9 protein-coding genes are annotated in these 11,660 nt (G+C 70.0%); 6 read left to right on the top strand and 3 right to left on the bottom strand.

Annotation, left to right across the window (positions count from 1 at the left end):
* From CLM62_RS43540 to CLM62_RS43550, 3 genes are all read left to right on the top strand, one after another.
* Nucleotides 1-872 (top strand): SIS domain-containing protein (locus CLM62_RS43540; protein WP_095755428.1); only part of this gene is annotated, 872 nt, incomplete at its 5' end.
* Between the two features lie 128 nt (nt 873-1,000).
* Nucleotides 1,001-2,152 (top strand): mannose-6-phosphate isomerase, class I, encoded by a 1,152-nt coding sequence (manA, locus tag CLM62_RS43545; RefSeq protein ID WP_095755429.1) that lies wholly within the window; start codon nt 1,001-1,003, stop codon nt 2,150-2,152.
* Nucleotides 2,153-2,273: 121 nt separating this feature from the next.
* Nucleotides 2,274-3,254: a cation diffusion facilitator family transporter gene (locus CLM62_RS43550; protein ID WP_095755430.1), complete on the top strand. Its 981-nt coding sequence runs from the start codon at nt 2,274-2,276 to the stop codon at nt 3,252-3,254.
* 77 nt (nt 3,255-3,331) lie between these two features.
* Here the strand turns inward: CLM62_RS43550 and lepB are convergent, their stop codons facing one another.
* Together lepB and CLM62_RS43560 are read right to left on the bottom strand one after the other, a co-directional pair.
* Entirely contained in the window at nt 3,332-4,027 is a 696-nt protein-coding gene (lepB, locus tag CLM62_RS43555; protein WP_257004434.1) for a signal peptidase I, read from the bottom strand.
* Between the two features lie 93 nt (nt 4,028-4,120).
* Nucleotides 4,121-6,214 (bottom strand): fructose-specific PTS transporter subunit EIIC, encoded by a 2,094-nt coding sequence (locus CLM62_RS43560; RefSeq protein ID WP_095755432.1) that lies wholly within the window; start codon nt 6,212-6,214, stop codon nt 4,121-4,123.
* Nucleotides 6,215-6,683: 469 nt separating this feature from the next.
* On the opposite strand from CLM62_RS43560, the gene ahcY reads away from it, so the two are divergent.
* The gene (gene ahcY / locus CLM62_RS43570) at nt 6,684-8,141 is read left to right on the top strand and encodes an adenosylhomocysteinase (RefSeq protein ID WP_095755433.1); all 1,458 of its coding nucleotides are present in this window, start codon (nt 6,684-6,686) and stop codon (nt 8,139-8,141) included.
* Nucleotides 8,142-8,358: 217 nt separating this feature from the next.
* Nucleotides 8,359-8,973, top strand: coding sequence for a hypothetical protein (locus CLM62_RS43575; RefSeq protein ID WP_095755434.1), 615 nt, complete (start codon nt 8,359-8,361; stop codon nt 8,971-8,973).
* 49 nt (nt 8,974-9,022) lie between these two features.
* On the opposite strand, the gene CLM62_RS43580 is transcribed toward CLM62_RS43575, so the two are convergent.
* Nucleotides 9,023-10,078 carry an RDD family protein gene (locus CLM62_RS43580; protein WP_095755435.1) on the bottom strand — a complete coding sequence of 352 codons (1,056 nt, stop codon included), beginning with the start codon at nt 10,076-10,078 and terminating at the stop codon, nt 9,023-9,025.
* A gap of 130 nt (nt 10,079-10,208) precedes the next feature.
* Between CLM62_RS43580 and CLM62_RS43585 the strand changes: the two genes are divergently transcribed.
* Complete coding sequence (locus CLM62_RS43585) at nt 10,209-11,216, top strand: stage II sporulation protein M (protein ID WP_095755436.1); 1,008 nt, start codon at nt 10,209-10,211, stop codon at nt 11,214-11,216.
* Nucleotides 11,217-11,660: the final 444 nt, after the last annotated feature.

The raw sequence follows: 11,660 nt of genomic DNA on the forward strand, positions 1-11,660 counted from the left end.
CCACCGGCGTCGCCCCCGCCGCGGGCGCCCTGCGCTGGGAGCTGCCCGGCTGGGCCGGCTCCGTGGACCTGCTCCTGATCGCCACCCCCGACGGCACCGAACCGGGCCTGTCCCTGCTCGCCGACGCGGCCTACCGACGCGGCTGCGCGGTCGTCGCCGTGGCCCCCGCACACACCCCGCTCGACGAGGCGGTGCACGGCGCGCACGGCCTCTTCGTGCCCATGGCGACCGCCCCGTACGAGCAGGACGAGCAACTGCTCGCCGCATCCGCCCCCGGCGTGCTGTGGGCGCTGCTCACCCCGTTCCTCGCCCTGCTGGACCGCATCGGCGTGCTCGCCGCCCCGCCCGACGCCCTCGAGAAGGTCGCCGACCGCCTCGACGGCATCGCCGAACGCTGCGGGCCGGCCATCGCGACCTACAGCAACCCGGCCAAGACCCTGGCCGCCGAGCTCGCCGACGCACTCCCGGTGATCTGGACCGAGGGCACCTCCGCGGGCCCGGCGGGCCGCCGTTTCGCCGCCGCGCTCGCCGAACTGTCCGGCCGCCCCGCCCTCGTCGCCGAACTGCCCGAGGCGCTCGCCGCGCACAGCGCCCTGCTCGCGGGCCCGCTGGCCGCCGGTGCCGACCCCGAGGACTTCTTCCGCGACCGCGTCGAGGAGCCGCCCGCCCTGCACGCACGCGTGGTGCTGCTCCGCGACCGCCCGATCGGCAGCCTCACCGCCGCCCCCGCCGCCCGTGACCTGGCCCTCAGCCATGACACGCCGATCAGCGAACTGGAGCCGGAGCCCGGCGGCGAAGTGGAGACCCTCGCGGAGCTGATCGCCATCACGGATTTCGCCGCCGTTTACCTGGCGCTCGCCTCGGGCGCCTGATCTTGCCCAGGACGCCTTTGACCGCCGTACGCACAGCGAAGCCGTAGGCACAGCGAAGCCGAAGGCACAGAACAGCCGTACGCGAAAAGCAGCGGCCGTACGCACAGAGAACCGGCAGAAAGAACCCCATGGACCGCCTCGACAACACCATCCGCCCCTACGCGTGGGGTTCGACCACCGCCATCCCGCGGCTGCTCGGCGTCGAGCCGACCGGTGAACCGCAGGCGGAGATGTGGATGGGGGCCCACCCGGGCGCACCCTCGCGCACCGACCGGGGCACGCTCGTCGAGGTGATCGACGCGGACCCCGCCAAGGAGCTCGGCCCGGCGTCGGTCGCCAAGTTCGGCCCCCGTCTGCCCTTCCTCCTCAAGATCCTCGCCGCCGGCGCCCCGCTCTCCCTCCAGGTGCACCCCAACCTGGAGCAGGCGAAGAAGGGTTACGAGGACGAGGAGCGCCGCGGCATCCCCGTGGACGCCGAACACCGCAACTACAAGGACGCCAACCACAAGCCCGAACTGATCTGCGCGCTCACCGCGTTCGACGGCCTGTGCGGCTTCCGCGACCCGGCCCGGGCCGCCGACCTGCTCGACGATCTCGGCGTCGACTCCCTCAAGCCGTACGTCGACCTCCTGCACGCCCACCCGGAGGAGGCGGCCCTGCGCGAGGTCCTCACCGCCGTCCTGACCGCCGACCGCGCGGAGATGGCCCACACGGTCGCCGAGGCAGCGGCCGCCTGCACCCGCCTGGGCGGTGACCACGCCCCGTACGCCGAGATCGCCCACCACTACCCCGGCGACCCCGGCGTCATCGCCGCCATGCTCCTCAACCACGTCCGCCTGCAGCCCGGCGAGGCCCTGTTCCTCGGCGCCGGCATCCCGCACGCCTACCTGAACGGCCTCGGCGTCGAGATCATGGCCAACTCCGACAACGTCCTGCGCTGCGGCCTGACCCCCAAGCACGTCGACGTCCCCGAACTCCTGCGCATCGTCCGCTTCGAGCCGAGCGACCCCGGCGTCCTGCGCCCCGAGGCGTCCCCCGACGGCGAGGAGGTCTACGAGACCCCGATCGACGAGTTCCGGCTCTCCCGCTACGTCCGCCCGGAGGGCACCGCCGCCCACGACCTCACCCGCCCCACCCCGCAGATCCTGCTGTGCACGGCCGGTTCCGTACGGGCCGGGGAGCACGAGCTGGCCCCAGGTGGCTCCGTCTTCGTCCCGGCGGGCGAGAAGGCCGAAGTGTCGGGTACCGGTACGGTCTTCCGGGCCACCGTGGTCGCCTGAGGCGACCCGGCGCGCCGTTGTCGGACCGGGCTGCAACAATGGCCCACCGGCAAAGGACGGGCAAAGGCCCGGCTCCTTGGGCGACCGCGTACGTACGAAGGCGAAGGGACCACGCGAACACATGAGCGCGTCAGGTGGCACCAAGGCGATTGTGGCGGCACTCGCCGCCAACCTCGCGATCGCGGTAGCGAAGTTCGTGGCGTTCCTCTTCAGCCACTCTTCGTCGATGCTCGCCGAGTCCGTGCACTCGCTCGCCGACTCCGGCAACCAGGCCCTGCTGCTGGTCGGCGGCAAGAAGGCCCAGCGCGAGGCCACCCCGCAGCACCCCTTCGGGTACGGCCGCGAGCGCTACATCTACGCCTTCCTCGTCTCGATCGTCCTCTTCTCGGTCGGCGGCATGTTCGCCATCTACGAGGGCTACGAGAAGATCAAGCACCCGCACGAGATCGAGCACTGGTACTGGCCGGTCGGCGTCCTGGTCTTCGCGATCATCGCCGAGACCTTCTCCTTCCGCACGGCGATCAAGGAGTCCAACACCCTGCGCGGCAAGAAGTCGTGGAAGGAGTTCGTCCGCCACGCCAAGGCCCCCGAACTGCCCGTCGTCCTCCTGGAGGACCTCGGCGCGCTCGTCGGCCTGATCCTCGCCCTCGGCGGCGTGTGCCTGGCCCTGGCGACGGGCGACGGCGTCTGGGACGGCATCGGCACCCTCTGCATCGGCATCCTCCTGATCCTGATCGCCCTGGTCCTGGCCGCCGAGACCAAGTCCCTGCTCCTCGGTGAGGCCGCGGGTGTCGAGGAGGTCCACAAGATAGAGGCCGCCATCGTCGACGGCGACACGGTCACCGGCATCATCCACATGCGTACGCTCCACCTCGGACCCGAGGAACTGCTGGTCGCCGCCAAGATCGCCGTCCAGCACGAGGACACGGCCACCGAGGTCGCCTCCGCCATCAACGCCGCCGAAGCCCGTATCCGCGAGGCCGTCCCGATCGCCCGCGTGATCTACCTCGAGCCCGACATCTACAGCGAGGCCGAGGCCGCCAAGGGCGCCGACAGCGAGGCGACGCCCGGCGGACCCACGTCACACGACGCCGGGCACTGACGCCCGCTCACAACGAGGGGCCCGCCGGAATCCCGGCGGGCCCCTTGGGCTTCTGGTCTTCGCCTGCGGCCGCGTCCTCAGACCTGCACCGCCCAGGGCGGCGGGGGCGGGATCGCGGCCCGCGCCTTCCGTCGTACGACGATGGCGGCGATCCCCAGACCGACCGCGACCAGCACCAGCACCACCCCGAGCATGATCGCTGTCCCGAGGACCGCCGGCACGGTGTAGTCGTCGATCACACGCCCCCGGATCGCGGACACCGGAAGCGTCCCGCCCTGGTCGTCGAGGAAGGCCCGCGAGTCACGGGCGTTCGCGCGGTGATCACCCAGCAGGAAAAGCCGCCCCTCGGGGACCCGCACGTCGTAGGAGGGCATGCCGAACCCGCCGGCCTCACCGCCCTTCAGATACGGCTCCTCGAGCGGCTTCCCGTTCACGGTGACCCGCGCACTCGCCCCGCATCCCGTGCACGCCACGCGGTCGCCGCCCACGCCGATGACCCGCTCCATCACCAGCGCGTCGAAGCCGTACCGGTCCGGCGCCGAGAACACCACGACATCCCCGCGCCGCACCTCGCTGCCGTCCGTCCGCTCGTAGGCGACCCGGTCGCCCGGCCCGTACGTCGGCGTCATGCTGTCGCTCGACACGACGGAGCCACCGAAGGCGTGCCGCGCGTAGGCGAGGCCGCCCAGCCCCAACAGCAACCCCACCAGCCCCACCGCGACGGCTGCGATCCCCAGTCCCCGGCCCTTGCCCGACATCGCGTTCCTCCCCATGCGGCCCATCCGCGAGCGCAGAGCGTAGCGGGTGCCTGTGATCGGGCTGTGCGGGCCCGCGCCCGGCTCACGGACGCGGACCCGGTGGCGCGGCTACCCGACCTCGCGCAGCACCTCGAGGACGGCCGATGCGTCCGGCGCGGCCAGCAACCGCTCCCGGAATCCGGCGTCCGTCAACTTCCGCGACAGCAGCGCCAGAATCCGCAGATGCTCGTCGCCCACGGCCGCCTCCGGCACGGCGATCACGAACACGAGCCTGGCCTTCGTACCGTCCATGGAGCCCCACTCGACACCCTCGACGGACCGCGCGAAACCGACCACGGGCGCGGTCACCGCGTCCGTCTTGGCGTGCGGGATCGCGATCTCCTCGCCGAGACCGGTCGTGCCCTGCTCCTCGCGCCGCAGCGCCGTCCGCACCAGCTCGTCCACATCGGCCACCTTGTCGCTCCGCGCGAGCAGCTCCGCCAACTCCCGGATGGCGGCCTCCTTCTCACGAGCGTCCAGCCGGACCTTCACGGTCCGCTCGGTGAGGTAGCCCGAGAGCACCTCGGCGGAGAGCACCTCGCCCGTGGCCGCCTCGGCATCGGCGCCGGTCTCGGCCGAAGCGGCGACCGCCCGGGACTCGGCCTCGGCCTGCCGCGATACGGCGGTGTCGGCGTCCGACACACCCGCGCCTGCCCCGACCAGCGCGGGCTCCTGCCCGCCCGCACCTCCGCTGCCGACCGACGGACCTTTCCGCTTCCGTTCGCTGACGTCGACCAACGAGACCGTCGTCAACGCCGTGACCACCGTGCCGATCACGACAGCCACGAAGAACATCGGTACGCCGCTCACCGCGCCCAGCACCGCCACGATCGGCCCGCCGTGCGGCACCGCGTCCTCGACGCCGGCGACCCCGGCGATCGCACCGGCCACCGCACCGCCGAGCATGTTGGCCGGGATGACCTGCGCGGGCCGCGCCGCCGCGAACGGGATCGCGCCCTCGGAGATGCCGAAGCAGCCCATGAACAGCGAGGCGAGCCCCGTCTCCCGCTCCTGCTCGGTGTACAGCCGCTTGCGTATCAGCGTGGCCAGGCCCTGCCCCAGCGGCATGACCGGGATCGCGGCCGCGCACATGCCCATGACCGTCTGGTTGCCGGTCGCGATGAGCCCGGTGCCGAACAGGAACGCCGTCTTGTTGACCGGCCCGCCCATGTCGAACGCGATCATGAGTCCGAGAATCGCGCCCAGCAGGATCGCGCTCGTGCCCGTCATGCCGCTGAGCCAGTCGGTCAGGTGCTCGAAGACCCAGGAGATCGGCTTGCCGATGACGTAGACGAAGAACAGCCCCAGCGACGTGGTCGCCACGATCGGGATCACGATGATCGGCATGATCGGCTGCACGAACTTCGGGACCCTGACCTTCTTGATCCACAGCACCAGATACCCGGCGAGGAACCCGGTCACGATCGCCCCGATGAACCCGGCGCCGGCCTTGGAGTCGTACAGCGACCCGGTGTTGGCGATCCAGCCACCGATCATGCCCGGCACCAACGCGGGCCGGTCCCCGATCGCATAGGCGATGTATCCGGACAGGATCGGCACCATCAGCGTGAAGCCGATGACGCCGATGTTGTTCACGTCCATCCAGAAGGAGTCCTCCAGGATGACCAGACCACCCGACGGGTCCGTGTGCCCGCCGAGCGAGAGCGAGATCGCGATCAGCAACCCGCCGACCACCACGAACGGGATCATGTAACTGACCCCGTTCATCAGCGCCTTGTACCCGACACTCCGCTCCTTGCCGCCGCCGGTCGCCCCGGGCGCGGGCGTGCCGCCCTCCCTGTGCACCGGCGCCGACCGCACGCGCTCGATCAGCCGCTCGGGATGGCGAATGCCCTCCGCCACACCGACCGTGAGGACCCTCTTCCCCGCGAAACGGCTCAGGTCCACGTCCGTGTCCGCGGCGACGATGATGCCGTCCGCGGTGCTGACATCGTTGTCAGTCAGTACGTTTTCGGCCCCGATGGACCCTTGCGTCTCCACCTTCATCTCGATGCCGCGGCTCTCGGCGGCCTGCGCCAGTTTCTCGGCCGCCATGTACGTGTGTGCGATGCCGGTCGGGCACGCGGTCACGGCGAGCAGCTTCAACCGCCTGCGCTCGCCATCGCCGCCGCCCGTGGGGGGAGGGCCGGCCGGACTGGTCACGTCGATCTCCTAACACCTTCGTCACGCGGAACGCCGTCCCGGACGCCCCGCCGGATCGTTCACAGCTTGCCGATCCCGACGCATCCTGCAACACCCGCACGCCCACCAAAAGGCGTGAATGTCCTGGTTCACTCTCGTCTATTCACCCCCGTCCTCCCTTTCGTGGGTGTCCTGTTATCGCTGTCTAGCTCAGCCTTCGCCGATACCGATGAAACCTCGTGATCGGCGTGATGTGTTCGGAGGCGGACTGGGTACGGCCGAGTGCACCGTGTAGCTTGGAACGGAGCCAGACGTCGCTGCTGATGGCGGTCGGGCGGTCCCACCGCGGACCGGCCGAGGGAGAGAGGGCCTCCGACGGACTGCGCTGCGCGCACGCGGGCATGCCTGTGTCCTCTTCGGGCACCCCTGTGTCCGCCGCCGCGCAGACCAGCCGTACCCACCTCGACCCAACCCCGAGGAGCAGCTCGCAATGACGACTGTCGCCAACCGACAGGACTTCAAGGTCGCCGACCTCTCCCTGGCCGAGTTCGGCCGCAAGGAGATCACCCTCGCCGAGCACGAGATGCCGGGCCTGATGGCGATCCGCAAGGAGTACGCCGAGGCCCAGCCCCTCGCCGGCGCCCGTGTCACCGGCTCCCTGCACATGACCGTGCAGACCGCCGTCCTCATCGAGACCCTGGCCGCCCTGGGCGCCGAGGTCCGCTGGGCCTCCTGCAACATCTTCTCCACCCAGGACCACGCGGCCGCCGCCATCGCCGTCGGCCCGAACGGCACGCCCGACAACCCGCAGGGCATCCCGGTCTTCGCCTGGAAGGGCGAGACCCTGGAGGAGTACTGGTGGTGCACGGAGCAGGCGCTGACCTGGCCGAACACCCCCACCGGCGGCCCGAACATGATCCTGGACGACGGCGGCGACGCCACCCTCCTCGTCCACAAGGGCGTCGAGTACGAGAAGGCCGGCAAGGTCCCGTCGGTCGACACCGCCGAGAACGACGAGCACCGCGTCATCCTCGAGCTCCTGCACCGCACCATCACCGACGGTTCGCAGAAGTGGACCCAGCTGGCCTCCGAGATCCGCGGTGTGACCGAGGAGACCACGACCGGCGTCCACCGCCTGTACGAGATGCACCGCGACGGCACCCTCCTGTTCCCGGCGATCAACGTCAACGACGCCGTCACCAAGTCGAAGTTCGACAACAAGTACGGCTGCCGCCACTCCCTGATCGACGGCATCAACCGCGCCACCGACGTCCTGATCGGCGGCAAGACCGCGGTCGTCTGCGGCTACGGCGACGTGGGCAAGGGCTGCGCGGAGTCCCTGCGCGGACAGGGCGCCCGCGTGATCATCACCGAGATCGACCCGATCTGCGCACTGCAGGCGGCGATGGACGGCTACCAGGTCACGACCCTCGACGAGGTCATCGACAAGGCCGACATCTTCATCACCACGACCGGCAACAAGGACATCATCATGGCCTCGGACATGGCCAAGATGAAGCACCAGGCGATCATCGGCAACATCGGCCACTTCGACAACGAGATCGACATGGCCGGCCTCGCGAAGATCCCGGGCATCGTCAAGGACGAGGTCAAGCCGCAGGTCCACACCTGGAAGTTCCCCGACGGCAAGGTGCTCATCGTCCTCTCCGAGGGCCGCCTGCTGAACCTGGGCAACGCCACCGGTCACCCGTCGTTCGTGATGTCCAACTCCTTCGCGGACCAGACCCTGGCCCAGATCGAGCTGTTCACCAAGCCCGACGAGTACCCGACCGACGTCTACGTGCTGCCCAAGCACCTCGACGAGAAGGTCGCCCGCCTCCACCTGGACGCGCTCGGCGTGAAGCTGACCAAGCTCCGCCCCGAGCAGGCCGCGTACATCGGCGTGGAGGTCGACGGCCCGTACAAGCCGGACCACTACCGCTACTGAGCGCTACGGAGTCCGACCGCAACCCGCTCGCGTGGAGCACGTCCGTGCACTGACGCGCTCCCGCAGCGGCAGTTCCACCGAGGCAGGCCCCCGCACCCCCGTGCCGGGGGCCTGCCCCTTTGGTCGGCCCGGCCGTCGTACCACCGGCTCAGCCGTCGTACAGACTGAACCAGCCCGTCAGGGCGTCCGGACCAGCCCGTCAAGACCAGGACCCCCCATGCCCCGCGGCCGTTATTCGCTCCACGATCCGCACGATCACACCCCCCTCGCGGAAGAACACTTCCACTGCGCCCCCGGCCCCTCCGGTTGGCGCTACGTCTCCCAGCTGATCACCCCCTCAGGCGATCACAGCGGCTCCGTCGACCTCACCCTCGACGAACTCGGCCGCCCCATCCGTCTCGAACTCCATGCCGCGAGCTGGCAGGTGCGCGGCGCTGCCCTCGACGGCGTCACCTGGGTCCGGACCGACCCCACCGGGACCCAGGCCACAGAAGGCAATGTCCGAGCCCACGCCTTCACCGGCACATCCCCCGCATTCCTCATCGCCACCACCCGTCTCCTGCGCCTCACCCCTTCCGGCTCGGCAACCCGCGTACGCCTCGTCGCCTTCACGGAGCCGGTCCTCGCCCCGCGCACCGTGGACCAGTCCTGGGCCTTGCTGAAAAGAGAAGCACACGCCACTGACAACGGCCCTCTGACCGTGGACGAATACCAGGTCACAGCCCTGGACACGGGCGAGCAGCACACCGTTCACATCGCCGGCGACGTGGTCCTGGCAGCACCCGGAATCGAGCTGGAGGACCTCGACTCACCGCCGTCGGGGTTCCACTGAGCGGGATCCGGATGCTCCTCCTGGTCCGGCCTGGGCGGCACGCTCCGAGCTACGCCGGCGGTACGAACCCGGTGCCGGGACGATCGGGAGACGGTGTCTCCTTCACCGCTGAGGGCTGTGGTCGCTGAACCGGGGCCTGGGGCTCGCCGCCCATCCGGCTCTCCGGGTGACCACTCGCGGGAGCCGCAACCTGGCCGCCTGCCGGAGCCGCAGGCTGACCTCCCGTTGGAGCCGCCCCCGCGACATGCGGGACAGGCGGGAAAGGGGACGGCGCAGGCTGCGCTGCCGTAGGTCCGTACATGCCTGGCGCACCGCCTTCGGACCCGGCACCGGTCGGCGCTCCACCCGCGGCCGCGCCGCTCCCGAAGGCCCTCCGAGCCTCACGAGCCTGCCGCTCCTGCACCACCGCCGCCAGAAACGCCGCCGGCGGAACGCCCTGCGGCACCGGAGCCCCCGTACGAGCCGCGAGGTCGGCGGCGAGCCGCTCCGCCATGCCCCAGCCGACCTGCGGATCCAGCTGCTGCATCCGCGTCAGGTACTGGCGGATCGCCAGCCACAAGCCATCGGGAACGGCCGACAGATCAAGCCCCGAGAAACGCCCGGCCAGCCAGGGCGGCGGCGGAGGCAGAAAGCCGGTCGGCGCGACCGGCACCCGTTCCCGTACGACCAGGGTCCCGGCGAACACGTCACCGAGCCGACGCCCCCGCGCCGACACGAGTGAAGCGATGCAGGCGACGACGCCGAACGTCATCAGAATCTCGACCGCACCGATCGCTCCTCGCACGAGCGCGTGCCGAAAGCGGATCGGTCCGCCGTCGTCCCGCACCACCCGCAGCCCGCACGCCATCTTCCCGAGCGAACGCCCATGGCTGAGCGTCTCGACCGCGATAGGCCCGCCCACCAGCACGAGAAGGAACGCCGCGATCGACAGCGCGATCTGCGCCGCCTCGTCCAGAGAGGAGGTCGATGCCACCAGCGCGATGGTCACGGCTATATACGCGGCCATGGCCACGGCCAGATCGATCAGCACGGCCAAGGCCCTGCTGGGCAGCCTCGCAGGGCGCAACTCAAGCGCCACCGCCTCGCCCGTCACCAACTCACTCACGCCCGCCGTCCTTCCCCTGGCCTGCTCCGAGAACGGCCAGTCTGCCAAGCTGAGGGCGCATCGCGCCGCAGTACGACAAGCTGATCCTTACGACGGACCGCCGACGAGCAGCCGAGGAGCAGGCAAACCGATGGACCTCGACGTCTTCGTCACCGCCCACCGAGCCGAGTGGGACCGCCTCGACGCTCTGCTCCGGCGCCAGCGCCGCCTCACCGGCGCCGAGGCAGACGAACTCGTCGCTCTCTACCAACGCACCGCCACGCACCTCTCCGTGATCCAGTCGAGCGCCCCCGATCCGCAGCTGACCGGTCGGCTCAGCCAACTGGTGGCACGCGCGCGTAGTGCCGTCACAGGTACCCGTCGCGCCTCTTGGCGCGATGTCACCCGCTTCCTCACACACGGCTTCCCGGCCGCCGTCTACAGGTCGCGCCACTGGTGGGTACCCACCGCGCTCCTGTCCAGTGCCGTCGCAGCCCTCCTCGGCTGGTGGATCGGCACGCACCCCGAAGTACAGGCCACGATCGCCGCCCCCAGCGAACTGCGCGAGCTCACCCGCCCCGGTGGCCAGTACGAGACGTACTACTCGAGCCACCCCGCGGCCTCCTTCGCAGCCCAGGTCTGGACGAACAACGCTCAGGCCGCCGCCATGTGCCTGGTCCTCGGCGTCTTCCTCGGTCTCCCGGTCCTCTGGATCCTCTTCCAGAACATGCTCAACCTCGGCGTCGGCTTCGGCCTGATGTCCTCGGCCGGCCGCCTCGACACCTTTTTCGGCCTGATCCTCCCGCACGGCCTGCTCGAACTCACCGCCGTCTTCGTCGCCGCCGGCACAGGACTGCGCCTCGGCTGGACCCTGATCGACCCAGGCCCACGCACCCGCCGCTCAGCACTGGCGGAGGAAGGCCGAGCCGCCGTGGGGATGGCGATAGGCCTCGCCCTGGTCCTCTTCATATCCGGCGCCATCGAAGGCTTCGTCACCCCGTCCGGCCTGCCCACCTGGGCCCGCATCAGCATCGGCATCGCCGCTGAGCTGGCCTTCCTCGCATACGTCTACGTCCTGGGCGGTCGTGCGGCACGCGCCGGCGAGACGGGCGACGTCGAGGCAGCCGAACGCAGCGCCGCTGTCCCGACGGCCGCGTGATGTGCAGAGCACCTGGCTGAGCTGCTAGTCTCTCCTTCGCCCCACCGGAGCCGTTGACACGGAGCGGGTGGGGAGGTAGATTCAAACAGTTGTCTGGAGCTGGGTGTTGTCCCGGCTCGGCGGCAGTGAGTGTCTGTCGGCTTCAAGAACATTGATTTCAAAGAAGCCCCCTTTCCCGATGAATCGGAACGGATGGCCGGTCAGTCCGGCTCGAAAGTTCTGATAATGTTGGGAACGCCGGAAAGGGAAACGCGAGAGCGGGAACCTGGAAAGCACCGAGGAAATCGGATCGGAAAAGGATCTGATAGAGTCGGAAACGCAAGACCGAAGGGAAGCGCCCGGAGGAAAGCCGCGAGAGAGTCTCTCGGGTGAGTACAAAGGAAGCGTCCGTTCCTTGAGAACTCAACAGCGTGCCAAAAGTCAACGCCAGATATGTTGATACCC

Source organism: Streptomyces sp. SA15 (assembly GCF_002291145.1).
Classification (GTDB): Bacteria; Actinomycetota; Actinomycetes; order Streptomycetales; family Streptomycetaceae; genus Streptomyces.

Bases quoted from the DNA above. Each gene is read 5' to 3' on its own strand.
- manA (WP_095755429.1), top strand. From the start codon at position 1,001: ATGGACCGCCTCGACAACACCATCCGCCCCTACGCGTGGGGTTCGACC.
- CLM62_RS43550 (WP_095755430.1), top strand. From the start codon at position 2,274: ATGAGCGCGTCAGGTGGCACCAAGGCGATTGTGGCGGCACTCGCCGCC.
- lepB (WP_257004434.1), bottom strand. From the start codon at position 4,027: ATGGGGAGGAACGCGATGTCGGGCAAGGGCCGGGGACTGGGGATCGCA.
- ahcY (WP_095755433.1), top strand. From the start codon at position 6,684: ATGACGACTGTCGCCAACCGACAGGACTTCAAGGTCGCCGACCTCTCC.
- CLM62_RS43575 (WP_095755434.1), top strand. From the start codon at position 8,359: ATGCCCCGCGGCCGTTATTCGCTCCACGATCCGCACGATCACACCCCC.
- CLM62_RS43585 (WP_095755436.1), top strand. From the start codon at position 10,209: ATGGACCTCGACGTCTTCGTCACCGCCCACCGAGCCGAGTGGGACCGC.